This is a genomic window from Streptomyces sp. NPDC029216 (assembly GCF_040648015.1).
Classification (GTDB): Bacteria; Actinomycetota; Actinomycetes; order Streptomycetales; family Streptomycetaceae; genus Streptomyces.
Genome location: NZ_JBEZWL010000004.1, coordinates 125,805 through 147,551, shown reverse-complemented (window position 1 = coordinate 147,551; position 21,747 = coordinate 125,805). Strand labels below are relative to the sequence as shown.

Here is a 21,747-nt window from a genome sequence, read left to right as displayed (position 1 = left end):
GTCGAGGAGCAGGACGTCCTTGACCTCACCCTTGAGCACACCGGCCTGGAGGGTGGCGCCGATGGCGACGACCTCGTCCGGGTTGACGCCCTTGTTGGCGTCCTGACCACCGGTGAGCTCCTTGACGAGCTCGGCGACGGCCGGCATGCGGGTGGAGCCGCCGACCAGGACCACGTGGTCGATCTCGGACAGGCTGATGCCGGCGTCCTTGATGACGTTGTGGAACGGGGTCTTGCAGCGGTCGAGCAGGTCCGCGGTGAGCTGCTGGAACTGCGAGCGCGTGAGCTTCTCGTCCAGGTGCAGCGGGCCCTCGGCGGAGGCCGTGATGTACGGCAGGTTGATGGTCGTCTCGGTGGAGGACGACAGCTCGATCTTCGCCTTCTCGGCGGCCTCGCGCAGACGCTGGAGCGCCATCTTGTCCTTGGACAGGTCGACGCCGTGGCCGTTCTGGAACTGCTTCACGAGGTAGTCGACGACGCGCTGGTCCCAGTCGTCGCCACCGAGGTGGTTGTCACCGTTGGTGGCCTTGACCTCGACGACACCGTCACCGATCTCCAGGAGGGACACGTCGAAGGTGCCGCCGCCGAGGTCGAAGACGAGAATGGTCTGGTCGTCCTTGTCGAGACCGTAGGCCAGGGCGGCGGCCGTCGGCTCGTTGACGATGCGCAGGACGTTCAGACCGGCGATCTCGCCGGCCTCCTTCGTCGCCTGGCGCTCGGAGTCGTTGAAGTAGGCCGGGACGGTGATGACCGCGTCCGTGACCTTCTCGCCCAGGTACGCCTCGGCGTCGCGCTTCAGCTTCTGCAGGATGAAGGCGCTCATCTGCTGCGGGTTGAAGTCCTTGCCATCCAGGTTGATCTTCCAGTCAGTGCCCATGTGGCGCTTGACGGAGCGGATGGTCCGGTCGACGTTCGTGACCGCCTGGCGCTTGGCCACCTCGCCGACGAGGACCTCGCCGTTCTTGGCGAAGGCGACGACGGACGGCGTGGTCCTGGCACCCTCGGCGTTGGTGATGACGGTGGGCTCGCCGCCTTCGAGAACGCTGACGACGGAGTTAGTGGTGCCCAGGTCGATGCCGACCGCACGTGCCATTTCGATTCCTCCAGCTGACTTGAGTGGAACAGACTCAAGGATGCCGCACCGCCGCGCCCGCGTCAACAGACCTGAGCGGAGGGGGCTCAACCTTTAGGCTCCGCCTACACTCAGGGACCGCCCGAATCCAGCCGCGCCGGCGCTTGAGGCGCTGGGGCCCCCGGAGGTAGCTGGGGGCCTGGGGGGCGCCCCCAGTCGCGGCGCGGCACCCGAACGGGTTCCTGCGGTGGGCGGGGCCGCGCGGCGCGCCGGGGGCCGGGGCCGGGGTCCGGCAGCGTGCTCGGCATGCCACTGATGCCGCTCCCGCCCGCCCGGGCCGCCCGGCTCGCCCGGCTCGCCCGGCTCGCACGGGCCACCCGGCCCGCCCGGCTCGCACGGCCCGCCTGGGCCGCACGGCCCGCATGGCCCGCACGGACCCCCCGGCCCGGCCGGGCCGCCCGGCTGGGGCGGGTCCGGATCCGGATGCGCTGGCCGGCCAGGCCGCCGGCCAAGCGGGTCTGCGACCTCATCGCCCTGGCGGTCCTGCTGCCGGTGTGCGCCGCCCCGGCCCTGCTGGCGGCCGCCGCGCTGTACGCGACCCGCCGCGCGGGCGTCCTCGTACGGGAACCCGCCCTCGGCCTGGCCGGCCGCCCCTTCCGCACCTGGCGGCTGCGCACCGACGGCGCGGGCCGGGCCGGGACATGGGTGCGGCGGTGCGCCCTGGACGGACTGCCGCAGCTCCTGAACGTGCTGCGCGGCGAGATGTCACTGGTCGGCCCGCGCCCCGAACCGCGTACGGACCACCCCGAACGCCTGCTCGTACGCCCCGGAATGACCGGATTGTGGCAGGTCAGCGCACGTTCCGACCTCCCCTGGGAGGAGATGGCCCTGCTGGACCGGCACTATGTGGAAAGCCATTGGCTGGGTTTGGACCTCGCGATCCTCGCGAAGACCCCTCGGGCCGCCTTCAAACAGAGGCACGCCTGAGCGACACAGATCACCGCTCACTCACCTACAGTGCGGCGCGGGAAATGGGTAACCTCAAGCCTTGACTCAATAAGTTACCGCTTAGTAAGTCCCGCCCGAGGAGCCCTCCCATGCAACTCGCCGCGATCATCGTGTCGCTGGTCCTGTCTGTGGTCGGCGTCGCGCTGCTCGCCCGAGCCGTGGCGCAGATCTACCGGTTCGTGAAGCTCGGCCAACCCGTACCGGCGGGCAGCCGCACCGACCGTCCCAAGGAACGAACGATCACCCTGGTCAGGGAGTTCCTCGGTCACACCCGGATGAACCGCTGGGGCATCGTCGGCTTCGCGCACTGGTTCGTCGCGATCGGCTTCCTGACGCTGCCGCCGACCCTGGTGCAGGCCTTCGGCCAGCTCTTCCAGGCCGACTGGCTGCTGCCGCTCGTCGGCGACTGGCTGCCGTTCGAGCTCTACACCGAGTTCATCGGCGTGATGACGGTCCTCGGCATCGCCGTCCTGATGGTCATCCGCCTGCTCAACCTTCCCTCGCGGGCCGGTCGCAAGTCGCGCTTCGCGGGCTCGAAGGCCTGGCAGGCGTACTTCGTCGAGTGGGTCATCCTCACCATCGGCGTCGCGATCCTGTGCCTGCGCGGCCTTGAGGGCGCGATCCACCACGTCGACTCCTACGAACCGGCGTACTTCGCCTCGTACCCGCTGGTCCTGGCCTTCAAGGCGCTCTCCGCCGCCGGCATCCAGAACGCGATCTACTTCACCGCGATGGTGAAGATCAGCGTGTCGTTCATCTGGATGATCACGGTCTCGCTCAACACCAACATGGGCGTCGCCTGGCACCGCTTCCTCGGCTTCCCGAACATCTGGTTCAAGCGGAACGCCGACGGCGCGACGGCGCTCGGCGCCCTCCAGCCGATGACGAGCGGCGGCAAGGAGATCGACTTCGAGGACCCGGGCGAGGACGACGTCTTCGGCGTCTCCCAGGTCGAGCAGTTCTCCTGGAAGGGCATCCTCGACTTCTCCACCTGCACCGAGTGCGGCCGCTGCCAGTCGCAGTGCCCGGCCTGGAACACGGGCAAGCCCCTCTCCCCCAAGCTGCTGATCATGTCGCTGCGCGACCACGCGCACGCCAAGGCCCCGTACCTGCTCGCGGGCGGCGGCAAGACGATGGAGGGCGAGGAGAAGGCCTCGGCCGAGCAGCTCGCCGACGTCCCGGCCACGGCCCTCGCGGAGGCGGAGCGCCCGCTGATCGGCACCGCCGAGGAGAACGGCGTCATCGACCCGGACGTGCTGTGGTCCTGCACCACCTGCGGTGCGTGCGTGGAGCAGTGCCCGGTCGACATCGAGCACATCGACCACATCGTCGACATGCGCCGCTACCAGGTGATGATCGAGAGCGCGTTCCCGTCGGAGGCGGGCACGATGCTCAAGAACCTGGAGAAGAAGGGCAACCCCTGGGGTCTGGCCAAGAAGCAGCGCGTGGAGTGGACGAAGGAGGTCGACTTCGAGGTCCCGATCATCGGGAAGGACGCGGAGGACCTCTCCGAGTTCGACTACCTGTACTGGGTCGGCTGCGCGGGCGCCCTCGAAGACCGCGCGAAGAAGACCACGAAGGCCTTCGCCGAGCTGCTGAACATCGCGGGCGTCAAGTTCGCGATCATGGGCGGCGAGGAGAAGTGCACCGGTGACTCGCCGCGCCGCCTGGGCAACGAGCCGCTGTTCCAGCAGCTGGGCCAGGAGAACGTCGCGATGCTGAACATGGCGTTCGGCGAGGACGACGAGGACCCGTCGACGAAGAAGCCGAAGTCGGCGAAGCGGATCGTCTCGACCTGCCCGCACTGCTTCAACACCATCGCGAACGAATACCCGCAGCTGGGCGGCGAGTACGAGGTCATCCACCACACGCAGCTGCTCCAGCACCTGATCGACGAGGGCCGGCTGACGCCGGTGACGCCGGTCGAGGGCCTGATCACGTACCACGACCCCTGCTACCTGGGCCGCCACAACAAGGTCTACACGCCGCCGCGCGAGATCATGTCGGCCGTGCCGGGGCTGCGCCAGCAGGAGATGCACCGCCACAAGGAGCGGGGCTTCTGCTGTGGCGCGGGTGGTGCGCGGATGTGGATGGAAGAGCGCATCGGCAAGCGGATCAACAACGAGCGCGTGGACGAGGCCCTGTCCCTGAACCCGGACATCGTCTCGACGGCCTGCCCGTTCTGCCTGGTGATGCTGACGGACTCGGTCAACGGCAAGAAGAACGAGGGCCAGGCCAAGGAATCCGTCCAGGTCGTCGACGTCGCCCAGCTCCTCCTGGAGTCGGTGAAGACCCCGGAACCGACGGAGGAGGAACTGGCGGCCGCTGCGGCGGAGGCCGAAGCGGAGGCGAAGGCTGCGGCGGAGGCCGAAGCGAAGGCTGCGGCGGAGGCGGAGGCCAAGGCTGCGGCGGAGGCCGAAGCGAAGGCTGCGGCCGAGGCGGCAGCGAAGGCCGACGCCGAGGCAAAGGCCAAGGCCGACGCGGAAGCGAAGGCCAAGGCCGACGCGGAGGTGGAAACCGCCGCCGAGGCGGAAGCCGAGGCTGCCGAGGCCGCTCCCGCGGCGGAGGAGAAGGCGGACGCCCCCGAGGCGGAGGCCGAGGCCCCCAAGGCGAACGCAAAGCCCGAGGCGGAAGCCACCGATCCGAAGGCCGACGCCGACACCACGGCGGAGCCGAAGACCGAGGCGGCGACCGAGGCCAAGGCCGAGCCGGAGGCTGCGGAGCCGAAGGCGGAAGCCGAGCCGAAGGCCGACGCCGAGCCGAAGGCCGACGCCGAGCCGCAGGCAGAAGCCGAGCCGGAGGCCGACGCCGAGACCCCGGCGGAGCCCGAGGCCGAGGAGCCCGCGAAGGCGGCGGCCGAGGCCAAGGACGAGCCGGAGGCTGCCGCGCCGAAGGCCGACGCCGAGGCCAAGGCCGACGCCGAGGCCGAGGGCGACGCCGCGGAGGCGCCGCCGGCCAAGCCCGAGGGCGCCAAGTAGTACCAGCACCAACAGCAGGAGCGGCCGGTCCCCGTACAGGGGGCCGGCCGCTCCGCTATGTCCGGGGCCGGGCTCGCGGCCCCGGCTACCGCCGGATGCGCCTCTGGGCTCCGCCCGGCGGCTGGCGCGGGTCACTCCACGGCCTCGAACGCCGGCGAGGCGGGAATGCCGCTCCGCGCGCTCCAGCCCGCCGGCCGGCGCCGGCGGGGCCGGGACCCGGCCCCGCCGGCGCTGGAGGCGCTAGGGGCACCCCGTGGGGTCAGCCGCGGGGGCGGTTGCGGAGGAGGGCGAAGCCCAGGCCGGCGGCTCCGGTCGCGGCCATGCCCCCGCCGGCGGCCAGCAGCACCGGGGTGTCGGCCTTCGGCGTGGGGACGCCCTCCGCGCCGGCCTTCACCCCGCCCTTCGGGACCACCCCGCCGCGCTTCTCCGCCTCGTAGCGCTCGATCAGCTTTCCACTGGCGAAGTCGTAGACCCAGCTGTCCCCGCCGCCCTTGCCGTCGATGACGACGAACTTCACCCGCTCCCCGTCCCGGACCAGCTTGTACGTCCAGCCGTCGTTCACGACGCTCGGGTTCTTCAGGTCGACGGTGCCGAGCACGTTCCCGTTCGGCATCGAGATCTCGACGCGCTTGCCCTTCGGCCCGCCGTCGATCAGCTTGGCGATCCGCCCGTCCGGCATGGTGATGCGGATCGAGGCCTTCCGGGCTTCCTCGCCGGCCTCGTCCTTCGGCTTCGGCTTCGGCTTCGGCGGCTTCGGCTTGCCGCCCTCGATCCACGAGGTCACGGTGCCGTTCGGCTGGAGGACGACGTGCAGGCCGTTGTTCTGCCCGTACGCCGGCTTGCCGCCCTTGCTGACCAGGGTGTCCAGCTTGGTGCCGCCCGCGAAGACGTCCGCCTCGAAGTGGCCGTCAGCGATCTTGTAGACCTTCGCGACCGACCCGTCGGCCAGCTTCACCGTGGTGACGTACACCCGCTTCCCGGCCACCGGCGGAGGGGTCGTGGGCGGGGTGGACGGGTCCACCGTCGGCTGCACCTCCGGCGTCGGCTTGACGTCCGGCGTCGGCTGCACATCGGGGGTCGGCTGCACCTCCGGCGTCGGGTCCACCGCCGGCCGCTCCACCCCCGGCAGCACCTGCGGCTCCGGCCCCTCCGGCGAGTCCGCGAAGGCGGACCCCACGGGCAGCGCCAGTACGGCGGCGGCGCCGGTCAGGACGACGGCGGTACGGAGGGTGGTGGTGCTGGTGCGGCGCATGGCGGGGCTCTTTCCTTGCTCGGGGGTCGGAGGCACTCACTTGCTCGACGACACTCACGAAGCTACGAGCCCCATCCATACGCATTCCATAGGGAATGTAACGAACAGCAGCAAACCGCCCCGCAGCCTCGTAAATCGCCCACCCCCCACACCCCCTAGGGGATGTCACAGCTCAGCCGCAAAGGCCCCGTTTCCACCCACCCGGCCACCACCGCCCGCTGGAGCAGGTACTTTCGATCACGTGGCTGGATTCAGGATCGGACGGGGCCGGGACGACAACCGCCCCCCTCAACAACCCCCGCACACCCCGCGGCAGCAGCCGTACGGTCAGCAGCAGGCGCCGTACGGCCATCAGCCGTACCCGCCCGCCGGCGGCCCGCCGCCCCAGCAGCACTGGCCGCAGGCCGGCGGCGGCACGGGCGGCGGCCAAGGAGAGCCCGAGTACTTCGACCCGTACGGCGGCGGCCAGCACCCGCACCACGCCGCCCCGCACGAGTCCTCGTACGCGGACAACCCGGGCCACACCCAGGCCTTCTCCCTCGGCGAGGACCCGTACAGCCAGGCGGCGACCTACCAGGCGGGCGCCCCGGCCCCCGCCCCGGCCGGGCCGCGGCTGCCCTGGAAGGACCTGCTGCGCGGCATCGTGCTGCGGCCCGGTCCGACGTTCCTGCAGATGCGCGACTACGCCGTCTGGGGTCCGGCGCTGATCGTGACCTTCGTCTACGGGATGCTCGCCGTCTTCGGCTTCGACAAGGCCCGCGAGGACGTGATCAAGGCGACCCTCGGCCAGGCGGTCCCGATCGTCCTGAGCACCGGCGTGGCCTTCGTCATCTGCGGGCTGATCCTGGGCGCGGTCACCCACACCCTCGCCCGCCAGCTGGGCGGCGACGGGGCCTGGCAGCCGACCGTGGGTCTGTCGATGCTGGTCATGTCCATCACGGATGCGCCGCGCCTGCTGGTGGCGGTGTTCCTGAGCGGCGACAACATGGTGGTGCAGATCCTGGGGTGGGTGACCTGGCTGGCGGCCGGCGCGCTGTTCACCTCGATGGTCAGCAAGTCGCACGACCTGCCGTGGCAGAAGGCGCTGGGCGCCTCCGCGATCCAGCTGGTCGCCCTGCTGTCGATGATCAAGCTCGGCACGCTCTGAGCGGGCGCCGCACACACACGGAAGGGCCCGCCGCGCACAGCGCGGCGGGCCCTTCCCCTTGCTCGCCTCAGGCGTCGAGGATCTGGCCCTCGCGCTTGACCACCGGCGGCTCGGTCGACCACGGGAACTCGATCCAGTCGTCGGTCTTCTTCCACACGTACTCGCACTTCACGAGCGAGTGCGACTTCTCGTAGATCACCGCGGAGCGCACCTCGGCGACGTGGCCGAGGCAGAAGTCGTGGACGAGCTTGAGCGTCTTCCCGGTGTCGGCCACGTCATCGGCGATGAGGACCTTCTTGTCGGTGAAGTCGATCGCCTCGGGCACGGGCGCCAGCATGACCGGCATCTCCAGCGTGGTGCCCACGCCGGTGTAGAACTCGACGTTCACGAGGTGGATGTTCTTGCAGTCCAGCGCGTAGGCCAGACCGCCGGCGACGAACACGCCGCCCCGGGCGATGCTGAGGATGATGTCCGGCTCGTAGCCGTCGGCGGCGATGGTCTGGGCCAGCTCGCGGACGGCGCTGCCGAACGCCTCGTAGGTCAGGGTCTCGCGTACGTCGCTCATGCCTCGTGCCTCACCTGGGTGCGGTGGAAGTTCTGGAAGGAGCGCGAGGCGGTCGGCCCGCGCTGCCCCTGGTACCTGGACCCGTACCGCTCGCTGCCGTACGGGAACTCCGCGGGCGAGCTGAGGCGGAACATGCACAGCTGCCCGATCTTCATGCCCGGCCAGAGCTTGATCGGCAGGGTGGCGAGGTTCGACAGCTCCAGGGTCACGTGGCCCGAGAACCCGGGGTCGATGAACCCGGCCGTCGAATGCGTCACCAGGCCCAGGCGGCCCAGGCTGGACTTCCCCTCCAGTCTGGAGGCGATGTCCTCGGGGAGCGAGATGACCTCGTACGTCGAGGCGAGCACGAACTCACCCGGATGCAGGATGAACGCCTCATCGCCGTCGGGCTCGACCATGCGGGTCAGGTCGGGCTGCTCGATGGCGGGGTCGATGTGCGCGTAGCGGTGATTCTCGAAGACCCGGAAGAACCGGTCGAGACGTACATCGATGCTGGAGGGCTGCACCATCGACTCGTCGAACGGGTCAATGCGAACCCGTCCGCTGTCGATCTCGGCCCGGATGTCTTTGTCGGAGAGAAGCACGCCCCGAGGATACGCAGAGCGCGCGGGCCACCCCCAATCGAGAGCGGACCCGCGCGCCCCGGCCGGCACGTCCCGCCGGCTACCGCTTGACGCCGCCCACCGGCACCGCGTGCCGCAACCGCGCGCACCGCGGACACCGCAGCAGCCGCCCGGGTCCGATCCGGCCGGCACCGAGGTGCTGCAGCGGGAAGGAGGCGGTGCTGAAAACGTGCCCTTCGGCACAACGGACGACTGTGCGTTCCATCGAGTCCCTTTCCCCAAAGCCGTACTGCGATGAATCGCCACATTAGGGGATGATCGGGACCCACTCCAGCCGCCGCTCCGCACCCCAAAGGTACGCCCCAACTCCCGTGCGCGTGACGCCTGGTGCACCACGGAGACGACGACGACCCCGGGGGTGGATTCACGCGGGGTCGATCATGGGGTACAGTGTGCAACGGTAAGGCTCCAGGCAACTGGACCGGCCGTGCGGATGTAGTTTAATGGTAGAACATGAGCTTCCCAAGCTTATAGCGCGGGTTCGATTCCCGTCATCCGCTCTTGCAAGAAGGCCCAGGTCAGCGACCTGGGCCTTCTTCGTTGCCTAGACCTGCCCAGGAGTCCCGCACCATCCCGTCCAGCCCGCCGACCGCCTCCTTCTGGCGCTCGTGATCAGAGTGTTGGTAGATCAATGCGCCTTCCACGCCCTTGCGCCGAAGACCGGCCTGCTCCTCCGGTCGTATCGGCCCGCAGGCACCGAGGAAGGCCATCGACCGCCACCGAATCCCGATCGCCTCGGCCAGCGCATCGACCTGTGCCACCGCCGCGATCTCCCGCTCCGGAGCAACCTCTTTCCCGGCGCCCCTGATCGGTCAGGCGGCATCGCCATCGCGTCCACCAACAGCCGGACCGACAAGCGCGAACTCGAGGACCTCTGGCACCGGGCCGCCGGCGACGTCCTCGAGTCGTCCTGGGGGCGGCGGGAACGTCCAACGTGCCGGAGCGGCCGCCCCACGTGCCCGAACACCACCTCGGGCGGCAGCCCTGCGGGGGGGCGCCTTTGCTGCATGTGCAGGGCTGCGCCCGCAAACGATCATGGCTGGGGGTGCGCCGGCCCGCGCCCGCACGGTCGCCTTCCCATGGAGCACGGCCTCCGTAGCTGAACGACCTGCCGTCGAGATCCTCCGGCGCCTGCACTCCGACTGCGCCATGCGAGATCAAGAACTTCTCCTTCACCGACGAGGGCGTGGGTGCGGAGACCGGCCGTTGGACGGCCCCGGGCAAAGCCAGTCGGCATCGCAGGACGCGTGCGCCACGAGCAACGGCGCTCAGGGCCGGGTCGGCTACGACTGGAAGTAATCTCAGACGATGATCGTCCTTTCCTGTCACGAAGTGACCAAGAGCTTCCGGAAGCACTCCGTGCTGGAAGGGGTCCATCTCAGCCTGGAGGCCGGCGAGATCGTCGGCCTCCTCGGGCTCAACGGCGCCGGCAAGACCACCCTGATGCGGGTGATCACCGGGCTGTCCACCCCCGATTCCGGTGAGGTGCGGCTGTTCGGGGAGTCCCTGCCCATGCGGCCGCGGCAGCTCGACCGGCTCGGAGCCGCGCTCGACGCGCCCGCCTTCCACCGGTGGTCCACCGGACGCGCCATGCTGCGCACCCTGCTCGACACCGCCGGGCTTCCCGACGGCGGACGGATCGCCCGCACGCTCGACCGCGTCGGGCTGACCGGCGCCGCCGACCGCCGCCTCGGGACGTACTCGCAGGGCATGCGGCAGCGGCTGGCCATCGCCGCGGCGCTGCTCAAGCAGCCCGATCTGCTGATCCTCGACGAGCCCACCAACGGGCTCGACCCCGAGGGACTGCGCATGGTGCGGCGGATCGTGGCCGAGGAGGCCGCGCGCGGGGCCGCCGTCCTCGTCTCCAGCCACCAGCTCGACGAGATCCAGCGGATCTGCCACCGCGTGATCATGCTCGCCCAGGGCCGCGTCGTCGCCGCCGGCACTCTCGACGCGCTCGGCTACGACCCGGAAAGCGGTCCGGCCGCCTTCGAGGACTGGTTCTTCGGGCTCGTCGGGAACGGCGGCCACCAGTGAACCGCCTCGTCCGGGCCGAGACCCGGCGGCTGCTGCGGCACCCGCTCGCCCTCACCCTCGCCGCGCTGTTCGTCTTCGGCTCCCTCTACTGCGCCTGGGTGAGCCAGAACATGGCCTCGTACAACATCACGCAGGTGCAGGCCAACCTCGACTTCCTCCCCAGATCGTGTGAGTCCCCGCGGAACACCCCGGAGCAGAAGGCCGGGTGCCTCGCCGAAGTGCCCCTGCAGGCCGTCGGACTGGAGCGGATCCAGGACAGGTTCACCGCTGCAGGGGTGCGGGCCGCGCAGGCCCAGCATCCCGTGGGCGCCCTGCTGTGGACCGTACGGCTGCTGACGTCCGTTCCCGGGCTCGCGCTCCTCGTCATGCTGGCGGCCTTCTCCGTCGCCGGCGAGTGGAGCCGGGGCAGCATCGTGCCGCTCCTCCTCTACGAGTCCCGCCTCAGCAGGCTGCTCGCCGCCAAGGCCCTGGCCGTCTGGGCGTGGAGTCTGATGCTGCTGTGCGTGTCGGCCGCCATTACAGCCGCGTTCGGCCTGCTCTACGGCCGCAACGCCTACACGCTGCCTTCGCCCGGCGCCTTTGGCACCGTCCTCGCCGACACCGCACTCGGCGTACTGGCCGGGGCAGCCGTGCTGGCCGGGGCCGCAGCCGTCGCGGTCGCCCTCGGTGCACTGCTGCGCCAGCCGATGCGCACCTTCCTCGCCGGGATGCTGCTGCTCGTCCTGGTGGTCCGCACCTCCGCCGCCCCGGGGCTGGGCGCCTGGCTCCCCGGCGGCGCGCTGGCCGACCTCGTCGGCTTCGGTGCGGTGGACGGGGTCTGGGACCACTTCTGGATCTCCACCGACCCCTCCACGGCCCCCGTCCTGCTCCGCGTCCTGCCGACCCTGGCCCTCATCGGCCTGCTCTGGCTCGGGCTGGACCGCCTCAACCGGACCCGGGACCGCGCCTGATGGCCGGTAACCGGCGGCGGCCGACGCGCGGGGAGGGGACCGCCTGCGCCGGCGAGCTGCGAGCCCTGTGGACCGCTCCCGTATGGGGAGCGACCGCAGTTGTGATGCTGCTGGCCCTGGCTCTCGTCGGCCGGCTCTGGATGGCGGGAGCCCCGTACGGGGTGCTCGACCCCTCGGTGTCGGCGCTCACCTCGCTCCCGTCGGCGCTGCGAGCGGCGGCATGGCAGTTCGCGACCCTGCTGGGTCTCGTCCTCACGGCAGTGGTCGTCGCCACGGGGCTCGGCCAGACCCTGGAAGGCGGCACCTGGAGCGCCCTGCGCCTGTTCGAGAACAGGGTCGGGGTGCTGTGGGCCCGCAAGGTCGGCGCCGCACTCGCCCTGTCACTCGCCAGCCAGATCGTCACCGGCGTGCTGCTGTGGCTGAGCACTTCGGCATACGCCCGGCTGTGGCCGGTGCGGCCCCGCGCGGTGCCCTCCGGGTTCGCCGGCGGGGTCGTCCACACGTCACCTCCCCTGCCCGTCGAGTCCGCGACGTGGGGCCAGGCCGCAGGCGCGATCGCCGCCGCCCTCCTCGTCCAACTCCTCTTCATCTCTCTGGCCGCCCTCGCGGCGGCCCTGCTGCGCAGCGTCATCGGGACCCTCGCGCTCGGCATCGGTCCCCTGCTGGTGACCGCGCCGCTCGTGCTGCTTCCGGCGGCGCCGTTCCTGCCGCACCGCTGGATCGCCGATCTGCTGAACCTGCCCGGCGAGGCCCAATACCAGCTCTACCTCTGGAACCAGGCCCCGTCCGATCCCGCACCCCTGACCGGCGGCCTCGCCCTCGCCGGGGTCGCGGCCCTGGCCGCCGTGGCCGCCTGGGCGGCGCTGCGCTCCGAGCGCGCGCTACGGCCCGTTGACTGACACCGCGGCCAAGTGTGGCGCAGCGACTCCCGTGACCAGCACGGCCGCATCTACCCGTATGGGAGGTCGTACGCGGCCAAGCACGCGCCCGGCGCGGACATCGAAGTCCATGTGGCCGACGGGCAGGGCCCCTTGACCGTGACCGTCGGCCACTCCCCGCCCCCACCCGGCGCAGCACGCCTGGGCCTGCCCAGGGGCGGGTTCGGCCTGCCGGGCCTGCGTGAACGGACGGAGCCGGCCGGGGGCCGGCTCCATGCCCGCCCGGGTCCGGACGGATCCCACGTCCTGACGGCGACCTTCCCCGCACCGGACACCAGCCGCGTCCCCTCGCCGCCATGACATTTCACCGTCACGCGAGGGCCGCGGCTGTGCGCGGTACCGGATTTCTCTACGCCGCAGGGGCCGCCGACAGTCACCTTGCCGTGGTCTCGTGGGCCCTGTCGTCGGAGGGGCGGACGTCCGTGGTCTGTTCAGGTGGTGTGTGGCCGAGGGGTGGCGAACGGGTGAGGTGTGAAGTCGACGGGTGTGGGCGTACGCGGGTAGAGCAGGCCGATCGTGAGGGCCGCGACCGCGGATACGGCGCCGCCCAGCACGAGGGCGGTCCGGGGGCCGGCGCTCTGGGCGAGCCATCCGATCAGTGGGGCCACCAGGGGTGTGGTGCCCAGGGTGGCGAGGAGGTACAGGCTCATGATCCGTCCGCGTATGCCGTCGCCGACGCCGAGCTGGAGGCGGGCCTTGGCGGCCGTGAGGAAGACAAGCAGCGCGGTTCCCGTCGGGACGAGCAGGACGAGGAAGGTGACCGGTCCGGGCATCAGGGCGCAGGCGGTCTCCAGCGCCCCGAAGGCGAGGGCGGCGGCGGCCAGTCGGCGGCAGGTCACCCGCGGGTGGCGGGCGGCCAGGAGTGAGCCGATGACGGAGCCGGCGGCCAGGGCGGTGTTGCCGAGCCCGAACACGGCATCCGGGGCGCGGTAGACGCGGGTGATCATCAGCGCGGTGGTGATCTGGAAGTTCATGCCGAACGCGACGACGACCGCGACGAGGACCAGGGTGAGCGCGAGGTCGCGGCGGTCGCGGACGTAGCGCAGGCCGGCCCGTACTTGCCGCTTGGCGCGGGGAACCGGCGGGGCCGGGCGGCCGGCCCCAGGGTCCATGCGCAGCAGGCAGACGATCACGGTCAGGTAGGAGAAGGCGTTGGCGAGGAAGGCGGGGCCCGGGCCGACGAGGACGATGAGGGGTCCGGCGAGCGCGGGGCCCGCCATGCGGGCGAGGTTGAGGACGGCGCTGTTGAAGGCGAGGGCGCTGACGAGCTGGCCGGGTGCGACGGATTCTCCGATGAAGGCCTGCAGGGCGGGCTTCTCGACCACCATGGTGAGCCCGAGGGCGAGGGCCAGGACGTAGAGGGTGTCCAGGCGGGCCGTGCCGGTGGCGACGAGCAGGGCGGGGATCAGTGCGAGGGCCGCCATGACCGTCTGGGAGGCGAGCAGGATCCGCCGTGTGGAGTGGCGGTCCACGAGGACGCCGCCGTAGGGGCCGAGCAGCAGGAGGGGCAGGAACTGCAACGCCGTGGTGATGCCCAGGACCGTGCCGTTGCCGTGAGACAGCTCCAGGGCCAGCCAGTCCTGGGCCACCTTCTGCATCCACGTCCCCGTGTTGGATGCCGTCTGGCCGAGGGCGAAGAGCCGGAAGTTCGCGCTTCTCAGCAGCGGCCAACGCTGCGATGTGCGGGAAGGCGGGTACACGGGTTGACGTGATCGCCGACGACAACGGTGTGCTCGCCTCGACCGCGGCCGCCTGGACGCGCGTACCGGCGGACGCCGCTTCCACGGTCGGGATCGCCCTCTCCAGGGGTGCGGATGCCATCCGCCCCTGAACGAAGGACCAGGTCAGTGAGATCTGGTCCTTCGTCGTGCGTATCGTTGCCGCAGCCTCAGCGAGGAGCCGACCGCACGAGGCCGGGAGGGGGAAGCATGCGGGACACCGTGGCACCAAGGGCGACGATCAGGCTTGAGGAGTACCGGGGAGAACTGACCGGGTACTGCTACCGGATGCTGGGGTCGCACGCCGAGGCCGAGGACGCCGTGCAGGAGACGATGGTCCGGGCCTGGCAGAACATCGAGCGGTTCGAGGGACGTTCGTCGTTGCGGTCGTGGGTCTACCGCATCGCCACCAACGTGTGCCTGGACGCCTTGGCAGCGGGCAGGCGGCGGGCTCTACCGATGGACCTCTTGGAGCCTTCGTCCGGAGCCTCGTCCCCAGGAGACCCGGAGGACGCCGCCATGTGGATCGGGCCCTGTCCCGGCGGGGGCCCCGAGGCGGCGGCGACGGCGGGCGAGTCGGTACGACTGGCGTTCATCGCCCTGCTCCAGCACCTGCCGCCCAAGCAGCGAGCCACGCTCATCCTCCGGGACGTGATGGCCTTCTCGGCCCGCGAGGTGGCCGAGCTGCACGGCTCGACCGTTGCCTCGGTCAACAGCGCTCTCCAGCGGGCCCGAGCCACACTCGCCGCACACCGTGGCCACGTCGACGACTCCGGCACCCGGCCCCCCGACGCCGTCCGCCGGATGCTGGCCGAGCGGTACGCGATGGCCTTCTCCCGCTACGACATGGAGGAGCTGAACATGCTGCTCCACGTCGACGCCACCCTGTGCCTGCCCCCGTACGCGAAGTGGATGCGCGGCGTCCCCGACATCCAGGCGTGGCTGACCGGCCCCGCCGTCGGCTGCCGCGGCTCCCGTCTGGTCCCGACCACGGCGAACGGCACCCCCGCCTTCGGCCAGTACCGGCCGAGCCCAGACGGAACGGGTTACGACCCCTGGGCACTCCAAGTCATCGAATTCTCCGGCAACCGCATCACCGGCATCCACGCCTTCCGCGACACCGAGCGCTTGTTCCCCCTCTTCGGCCTGCCCGCACGTCTCGACCCGGACTCCTCTTTTGAACGCCTGAAGGACCCTGTATGACCTGGTCAGAGCGCACCGTCGTCCGTGAGGGCGTCCGCATTTCCTGCCGTGACTGGGGGCGGAGATCGGGGGTTGGCTCGACTCGTGGCCTAGGCCGTTCCCGTCGCGGGGGGCTGCCGTCGAACGGACGGCCATACTTCTTCCGCTAGCGGTTCGCCGGGGTTCCGGCCAGCCGGGCCGTCACCCCGGTCAGCCACAGCAGGCCGAGTCCCGCGCCGGCGGTGAAAGCCAGGACGGAGACGGCCGAGGCCATGAAGCCCGCGAGGACGACGACCGGTACGAGGCGGGTGGCGACGACCCAGCCCCGCAGGCCCAGGGCGGCGAGCGGACGGGCCAGGACGACGAACGCGGCGCACAGGGCGAGATAGCCGACCATCCCGCCGAACATGTGGACGGCGCCGTGCCCACTCATCACGGTCGCGTCGGGGGCGCCGACGGGAAAGCCCGCCCCGGCGTCGGCCGGGAAGACCGCGGCGACCCAGAAGGAGACGGCGAACACGCCGACCAGGACCGGGCCCCACGTGCCGCCCGCGCCACCGCGCAGCACCCGTCGCAGTCCCGCCGCGCCGGCGATCAACAGCGTGCCGGCGAGCAGGAAGTTCACCGTCTGGACCCAGCCCGCCTCGCCGAGGGCGAGCTGGCTGATCGCGTTACGGGTGAAGTCGAAGCCGTCCCGCGCAAAGCCCTGGGCGAGTCCAACCGCCAGGAACAGCGGGCCCGCCACCATGCCGCCGGTCACCGCCCACCGCGCCGCCGGGCGCGATGCGGGCGCGATGGCGACGATGTCGTGCGGGGCGGTCAGCGTGTGGGTCATGGCGGGCCTTCCTTCAGTCGGTCGTTTCGCTTGTATGACCGACGGCAAGAGGCGAAGTCATCGCTCCCGGCGGCGTGTGCTGGATCACACGCACTCTGGGGCCTCCCCCGCGCTCGCGCCACTGGGAAGGGCGTGCCACAACGTGCCAGTAGAGGCGGTAGACAGCGGACACGGGAGTGGCCTTCTCGTACCCGCCGAGCCGCCGGACTATTTCGTCCTGGCGCTGGTGCACCTTGTCGATCTGGCCCCGGAGCTGGGCCAACTCGCGCTCCAGGGGCTTGAGCTCGTCTCGGACCGCCCTGAGTTCGGCGAGGAAGTCGTCTGGCGTTTCCCCAGGACAGTTGAGCCCGTCCGGTGACACACCCGGTGGGACGGCCGGGGCCGCGGCCCCCGGGACTCCGTTCAGAAGGCGCTCAGCGCGTCGCGGGTGTTGGTGCGGTACAGGCCGACCTTCGGGTTGGCGACGCTGCCCGGCTTGGCCAGCTGGAGGCTGACGCCGTCCGCGTTCGGCATGTGCTCCTTGTCGGCCAGGACGTTGACCTCGTCGGCCACGGGGCCGGTGCCGCCCGACGGGTTGAGGTCCACGGCCGCGTACGCGGTGGCGCCGGGGCGCACCGGGTACGCCGGGGCGCCGCCCAGTCCACCGGGGGCAGTGGCCTGGAGACCGAGCGCGCCGCCCTTGGCGCTGAAGCCGACGGTGGGGAAGTAGTCCAGACCGCAGGAGGTGGAACCGTTGTTGGTCACGGTGATGACGCGGACGGTGGCCGGAGTGCCCGTCGGGGAATTGACCTTGACGGTCAGGTCGCGCGCCGAGCAGGGGTGGGTGTAGGCGTAGGACTCATCGGTGGTGCCCCCCGTGTTCTTGCCGCCCGAACCGGCCTTCGCCGGGGTGGCGGTGGCCGTGCCGGTTCCGGTGCCCTTGCCGGCGGACGCGGCGGCGGAGGCGCCCTCCCCGGACGGCGTCACGGTCCCGGTCGAGACCGGCTTGTCCGCGCTCTTGGTCGCGGCAGGGTTCCCGGTCGGCCCGGCGGCGCTGTCCGAGCCGCCGCAGGCGGTCAGGGCCAGAGCGAGGCCGGCGGTGGCGGCGGCCAGGGCGGTGGTGCGGAGTCGGTGGGTGCGCATGGGGAACTCTCCGTGTCGGTGCGGTCGTCAGACGGAGGCTTCCGCTTCCCGTCTGACGAGACGTTGGGTGGGGCTGCTGTTCCGGTCGCCTGCTGCCGCAGGCGGCCGAGGGCGGTCGCTGGGGCGGGTGGGGGCCCTCCCGTTGCGACCGCCGAATCCGACCGCTGGTCCGATGGCGGACCGACCGGCTGATGACGCAACTGTGGGGCCGGTTTCGTCCCAGTGGCGTCATGACCGGGATAGTTGGAACCCTGGAACGCTCCCGACCCCTCTCACCTGGGCGATCGGGCGACCCTGGAACGTGCTTCCGGGATGAGGGGGAGGGTGGAATGGCCACGGAGACGGAGCGGTTCGCGGAGCTGATGCGCGGACTCAAGGAGCGCTCGGGGCGCAGCTACGGCACGCTCGCGAAGCGTCTGCACTCCAGCAACTCGACGCTGCACCGCTATTGCAGCGGCGCGGCGGTGCCCGCGGATTACGCCCCGGTGGAACGGTTCGCCCGGGTCTGCGGTGCCTCGGCCGACGAACTGGTCGCGCTGCACCGGCAGTGGCTGCTGGCGCTGGTGGAGCGGCGGCGGGGGGTGACGGACGGGCAGGCCCCGGGGTCGGGGGCGGCGAACTCCGCGGCGCCGCGGGGCGGTGACGCCGCGCCGGAGGTGCCGCCCGCATCGGCGGTGGTCGTGGCTGGGCGGGCTTCGGAGGTCCGGCCGCAGGCGGAGACCGAACCCGCACCGGCCCCGGCGTCCGCGGCCGGGTCCACCCCGGCGCCCGGACCTGCCGCGGAGGCAACCGCCCCGGCGCCTGCCCCCGCTCCCGCGCCGGCACCGGCGGAGGCACCCGCCCCCACAGCGGCAACGGACGCACCCGAACCGGCGGAGCCACCCGCTCCCGCGCCGGCGGCGGAGGCACCCGTCCCCGCACCGGCAACGGAGGCAGCCGCAGACGCCCCCGCCGCCCTCATCCAGCCGGGCCCCGCCCGGAGCTCCGTACCGGGGGCCCGGCGTCCTCGGCTGCTGCTCGCCCTTGCGGCCGCCGTGGCCACCGCCGCGGTGGCGGGGACCGCCGCCGCCCTCTCCGCCATGGGAGATACGGGTCACGGGGACACGCGCCACGCCGCCGCCCAGCCGTCCTCGCGCGAGCGGACGGCGGCGGGCCCGGCCTTGCCGTCCGGCGGGTCGTCGTCACCCACGCCCACAGCCGATTCCGCACCCCCGTCCAGCCCCGGACCGTCGTCCCCCCCGGCTACGTCCGCGGCAACGTCGCCGGCCACCGCCAAGGAGGGGGCCTCCCCCGCCGCCCCTTTCACGGTCAACGTCCTGCCCGACAACTGGGACAGCCCCTGCGACCAGTGGTTCGCCCTGGACAAGGCACCCGGCACGGTCCCCCCGCCCCCCGCCGGGCAGGCGACCGAAGGGTGGGCCCGGGCCCTCGACGCCGTCCCGGCGGGGCACCTGCGCATGCAGCTGACCGTCCAGGGCACCGAGGGCAAGCCCGCGGTCCTGCACGCGCTGTACGTCCATGTCGTGAGCGGCCGCAAGGCTCCGGGCTGGAACGCGTACACCATGGGCGCCGGTTGCGGCGGCGCGCTGGTGCCGGCCTCCTTCGCCGTGGACCTGGACGACGCCTCCCCGAGGGCCAGGCCCGTACCCGGCAAGGAGGGAGAGCGGCCGACGGCCTCGACCGACTTCCCGTACAAGGTCTCCGCCACCGACCCCCAGGTGCTGAACATCGACGCCGCCACGCTCGGTCAGGACGTCAGCTGGTACCTGGAGCTGGCCTGGAGCAGTGGCGACCGCCAGGGCACCACCCGCATCGACGACCACGGCCGCCCGTTCCGCACGGTCGCCCTGAACGCCGGCCACAGGTACTGGTACAACGCGAACAACAACGCCTGGCTGCCGGACACGGAATGAAAGACCCGTTGCACCCGGTCCGATGGTGCATCGGTCAGCGCGCGCGACGGCGGCCAGCACACGTTCTCCTTCCGCGACCCGGACGGCTACGTCATCGTTCCTGCTGGTCCGCGCGCGATCGCGTTCGTCATCGTGAGCGCCACCGCGGAAGGCATGCTGCCTGCTCTTCAGGGTGTCGCCCTGAATTCCGCGCCGACGTATGCCTCGACGGCTTCGGCGACAAACTGCCGGGTACTGTCCGGACTCAATGCCTGGGCCTGCAAATGCGCATACAGGCCGCCGTAGATCCGCACATCGGATCGTTTCTCCAGATAGAGGTCGCTGGTAAACCTCTCCAGATACACCACACTCACATCGGTGGCATCGGAGAATTCGAGCAGCGAGAACTGTCCGGAGACACCCGGGTGCGCCCCCACCTCGTGAGGGAGAACCTGAACGGTGATGTGCGGTTGGGCACCGAGGCTGTTCAGATGCTCCAGTTGCTCGCGCATCACCTCGCGGCTGCCCACGACGCGCCGCAGCGCCCCTTCGTCCAGTACGGCCCATAAGCGCAGCGGGTTCTCGGGGGCGGCCAGCCGCTCCTGGCGCCGCAGCCGTACCTCGAGGCGCGTGGCAGCCTGGTCGCCGACGGCGTGCGGGATCGTTCCTGCAATGACCGCGCGGGCGTAGGCGGGGGTCTGCAGCAGGCCCGGGATGACCAGGGGCTCGTAGGTGTGGATCGTGGCGGCCTCGGCCTCCAGACCGATGTAGGCGCCGTACGGGATGTCGCCGTAGGCGTTCCACCAGCCCTGTCGGCCCGATTCCCGGGCCAGCCGCATCAGGTCGTCGACGAGCCGCTGGTCCTGGACTCCGTACAGCAGGCAGAGATCGCGCACGTCGCGGGGCTTGATGAGGCGGCGGCCGTTCTCGAGGAGGCTGATCTTGGGCTGCGAGATCAGGAGCCGTTCCGCCACCTGCTGCGTCGTCATGCCTACGGCCTGCCGGAGCCGGCGTAGCTCCGCTCCCAACCGGCGCCTGCTGACGGTGGGATTGACGTCGACGCCCACGGGTTGTGCCCCTCCGTTCCGAGAACCCTTTTCCGGCCCCCAGACTGCCATGCCCAGGGGGAGTTGGGTCCGTTCTGGTGCCGTGTCGCGCACTGCCGTCGACCCGTTTCGGCCCCGCCGTCGCCCCATGGATTCTCGCAGCCCAGACCGAGGATGCACAGGAATATCCGCTTCCCCCACAAGGCCCATTAATCCATTCGGCTATTTGTACTATTGACCCGCCGGCGCAAATGGCCCACGACACGGAAATCGCGAGCGAATCCCAGCCCTTTGCAGGTTGCTGCGTAATATGCCAGCGACAGTAAGACGGTCCTGTACGGCCGAGACCGTCAATTACGCCACCCCCCACCCACAGGAGTTCGCCTCCGATGACGCTGAATATCTCCGGCTCGGCGCTAAGACGCACGACGCCGGTCTGGATCGCGACGGTACTCGCCACGGTGATCGCCTCTGCCGTGGTCGCGGTGACGCCGACCCGGGCACACGCCATCGCAAGACCCGTACCTCTGGGCACAGCCGCCAGCTTCGCCGTGCTGGCCGGCTCGGAGATCACCAATACCGGCCCCTCGGTCATCACCGGTGACCTCGGAGTGAGTCCGGGAACCGCCATCAGCGGATTTCCGCCCGGCACCGTGAACGGCACCCAGCACTCCGGCCCGATCGACCCCGTGGGCCTCCAGGCCAAGAGCGACCTGGTCATGGCCTACAACAACGCCGCCGGACAGGCCACGGACGCAGCCCTTCCTCCGGACGCCGGGGGCCTGACCCTGGTTCCGGGTGTGTACACCGCCTCCTCCACCCTCGGGCTCACCGGCACCCTCACCCTGGACGCCCAGGACGACCCCAGCGCCGTGTGGGTGTTCCAGGTCGGTTCGGCTCTGACGACGGCAAGCTCCAGCAGCGTGTCCCTCATCAACGGGGCCTCGCCCTGCAACGTGTTCTGGCAGGTCGGGAGTTCGGCCACCCTCGGCACCGAAACCAATTTCGTCGGCACCATCATGGCCCTGACCTCCATCTCCCTGACCACGGGGGCGGACATCGACGGACGAGCGCTGGCTCGTAACGGCGCGGTGACGATGGACACCAACGTGATCAACCGTGGGACGTGTGACGCCGGCACCACGGGCGGCACCACCACCACGGGCGGCCCCACCACAGGCGGCACCACCACGAGCGGCCCCACCACAGGCGGCACCACCACGAGCGGCCCCACCACAGGCGGCACCACCACGGGCAGCCCCACCACAGGCGGCACCACCACGAGCGGCCCCACCACAGGCGGCACCACCACGAGCGGCCCCACCACAGGCGGCACCACCACGAGCGGCCCCACCACAGGCGGCACCACCACGAGCGGCCCCT

The 21,747-nt window shown here is 71.1% G+C and carries 17 protein-coding genes, 1 tRNA gene and 3 pseudogenes; 12 read left to right on the top strand and 9 right to left on the bottom strand.

Features of this window, described 5'->3' with window-relative positions:
- Positions 1-1,092: Hsp70 family protein (locus AB0F18_RS03235; protein ID WP_362054376.1), on the bottom strand; the 1,092-nt coding region annotated here is incomplete at its 3' end.
- A gap of 285 nt (positions 1,093-1,377) precedes the next feature.
- On the opposite strand from AB0F18_RS03235, the gene AB0F18_RS03230 reads away from it, so the two are divergent.
- Positions 1,378-2,058 carry a sugar transferase gene (locus AB0F18_RS03230; RefSeq protein WP_362054373.1) on the top strand — a complete coding sequence of 227 codons (681 nt, stop codon included), beginning with the start codon at positions 1,378-1,380 and terminating at the stop codon, positions 2,056-2,058.
- Between the two features lie 110 nt (positions 2,059-2,168).
- A pseudogene (locus AB0F18_RS03225) lies at positions 2,169-4,385 on the top strand ((Fe-S)-binding protein); the annotation flags it as partial.
- A 931-nt stretch (positions 4,386-5,316) separates the two neighbouring features.
- Here AB0F18_RS03225 and AB0F18_RS03220 read toward each other — a convergent pair.
- Positions 5,317-6,309 (bottom strand): hypothetical protein, encoded by a 993-nt coding sequence (locus AB0F18_RS03220; protein ID WP_362054370.1) that lies wholly within the window; start codon positions 6,307-6,309, stop codon positions 5,317-5,319.
- Between the two features lie 241 nt (positions 6,310-6,550).
- Here AB0F18_RS03220 and AB0F18_RS03215 point away from each other — a divergent pair, with 241 nt between their 5' ends.
- Complete coding sequence (locus AB0F18_RS03215; RefSeq protein ID WP_362054367.1) at positions 6,551-7,456, top strand: Yip1 family protein; 906 nt, start codon at positions 6,551-6,553, stop codon at positions 7,454-7,456.
- Between the two features lie 67 nt (positions 7,457-7,523).
- Here the strand turns inward: AB0F18_RS03215 and AB0F18_RS03210 are convergent, their stop codons facing one another.
- Both AB0F18_RS03210 and dcd read right to left on the bottom strand, forming a co-directional pair.
- Positions 7,524-8,021, bottom strand: coding sequence for a phosphoribosyltransferase (locus AB0F18_RS03210; RefSeq protein ID WP_344159849.1), 498 nt, complete (start codon positions 8,019-8,021; stop codon positions 7,524-7,526).
- Positions 8,018-8,605 (bottom strand): dCTP deaminase, encoded by a 588-nt coding sequence (gene dcd / locus AB0F18_RS03205; RefSeq protein ID WP_045945538.1) that lies wholly within the window; start codon positions 8,603-8,605, stop codon positions 8,018-8,020. The genes AB0F18_RS03210 and dcd overlap by 4 nt, the downstream gene beginning before the upstream one ends.
- A 468-nt stretch (positions 8,606-9,073) precedes the next feature.
- On the opposite strand from dcd, the gene AB0F18_RS03200 reads away from it, so the two are divergent.
- A tRNA-Gly gene (locus AB0F18_RS03200) sits at positions 9,074-9,144 on the top strand.
- 138 nt (positions 9,145-9,282) lie between these two features.
- On the opposite strand, the pseudogene AB0F18_RS03195 reads toward AB0F18_RS03200, so the two are convergent.
- A pseudogene (locus tag AB0F18_RS03195) lies at positions 9,283-9,453 on the bottom strand (site-specific integrase); the annotation flags it as partial.
- 6 nt (positions 9,454-9,459) lie between these two features.
- On the opposite strand from AB0F18_RS03195, the pseudogene AB0F18_RS03190 reads away from it, so the two are divergent.
- The 4 genes and pseudogenes from AB0F18_RS03190 to AB0F18_RS03175 form a co-directional block, all read left to right on the top strand.
- A pseudogene (locus AB0F18_RS03190) lies at positions 9,460-9,546 on the top strand (SAM-dependent methyltransferase); the annotation flags it as partial.
- Positions 9,547-9,976: 430 nt separating this feature from the next.
- Positions 9,977-10,681 (top strand): ATP-binding cassette domain-containing protein, encoded by a 705-nt coding sequence (locus AB0F18_RS03185; protein ID WP_362054363.1) that lies wholly within the window; start codon positions 9,977-9,979, stop codon positions 10,679-10,681.
- On the top strand, positions 10,678-11,631 hold the full coding sequence (locus tag AB0F18_RS03180) for a hypothetical protein (protein ID WP_362054360.1): 954 nt from the start codon (positions 10,678-10,680) through the stop codon (positions 11,629-11,631). Before AB0F18_RS03185 ends, AB0F18_RS03180 begins: the two co-directional genes overlap by 4 nt.
- Positions 11,631-12,530 carry a hypothetical protein gene (locus AB0F18_RS03175; RefSeq protein WP_362054357.1) on the top strand — a complete coding sequence of 300 codons (900 nt, stop codon included), beginning with the start codon at positions 11,631-11,633 and terminating at the stop codon, positions 12,528-12,530. Before AB0F18_RS03180 ends, AB0F18_RS03175 begins: the two co-directional genes overlap by 1 nt.
- Before the next feature lie 470 nt (positions 12,531-13,000).
- On the opposite strand, the gene AB0F18_RS03170 is transcribed toward AB0F18_RS03175, so the two are convergent.
- Positions 13,001-14,269, bottom strand: a complete 1,269-nt coding sequence (locus AB0F18_RS03170) for an MFS transporter (protein ID WP_362054354.1) — start codon at positions 14,267-14,269, stop codon at positions 13,001-13,003.
- Positions 14,270-14,277: 8 nt separating this feature from the next.
- Between AB0F18_RS03170 and AB0F18_RS03165 the strand changes: the two genes are divergently transcribed.
- Positions 14,278-14,400 carry a hypothetical protein gene (locus tag AB0F18_RS03165; protein ID WP_362054351.1) on the top strand — a complete coding sequence of 41 codons (123 nt, stop codon included), beginning with the start codon at positions 14,278-14,280 and terminating at the stop codon, positions 14,398-14,400.
- Positions 14,401-14,497: 97 nt separating this feature from the next.
- Positions 14,498-15,490 carry a sigma-70 family RNA polymerase sigma factor gene (locus AB0F18_RS03160; RefSeq protein WP_362054348.1) on the top strand — a complete coding sequence of 331 codons (993 nt, stop codon included), beginning with the start codon at positions 14,498-14,500 and terminating at the stop codon, positions 15,488-15,490.
- Between the two features lie 145 nt (positions 15,491-15,635).
- Here AB0F18_RS03160 and AB0F18_RS03155 read toward each other — a convergent pair whose 3' ends face one another.
- Together AB0F18_RS03155 and AB0F18_RS03150 are read right to left on the bottom strand one after the other, a co-directional pair.
- Positions 15,636-16,304, bottom strand: a complete 669-nt coding sequence (locus AB0F18_RS03155; RefSeq protein ID WP_362054345.1) for a DUF998 domain-containing protein — start codon at positions 16,302-16,304, stop codon at positions 15,636-15,638.
- A gap of 402 nt (positions 16,305-16,706) precedes the next feature.
- Positions 16,707-17,426, bottom strand: coding sequence for a DUF4232 domain-containing protein (locus AB0F18_RS03150; RefSeq protein WP_362054342.1), 720 nt, complete (start codon positions 17,424-17,426; stop codon positions 16,707-16,709).
- Positions 17,427-17,755: 329 nt separating this feature from the next.
- On the opposite strand from AB0F18_RS03150, the gene AB0F18_RS03145 reads away from it, so the two are divergent.
- Complete coding sequence (locus tag AB0F18_RS03145; protein WP_362054339.1) at positions 17,756-19,339, top strand: helix-turn-helix transcriptional regulator; 1,584 nt, start codon at positions 17,756-17,758, stop codon at positions 19,337-19,339.
- A gap of 167 nt (positions 19,340-19,506) precedes the next feature.
- Here the strand turns inward: AB0F18_RS03145 and AB0F18_RS03140 are convergent, their stop codons facing one another.
- A complete protein-coding gene (locus tag AB0F18_RS03140; protein WP_362054336.1) occupies positions 19,507-20,385 on the bottom strand; it encodes a helix-turn-helix transcriptional regulator in 879 nt (292 codons plus the stop codon).
- Positions 20,386-20,753: 368 nt separating this feature from the next.
- Here AB0F18_RS03140 and AB0F18_RS03135 point away from each other — a divergent pair.
- Positions 20,754-21,747, top strand: a 994-nt coding sequence (locus tag AB0F18_RS03135) for an ice-binding family protein (RefSeq protein ID WP_362054329.1), incomplete at its 3' end; no start/stop codon positions are given.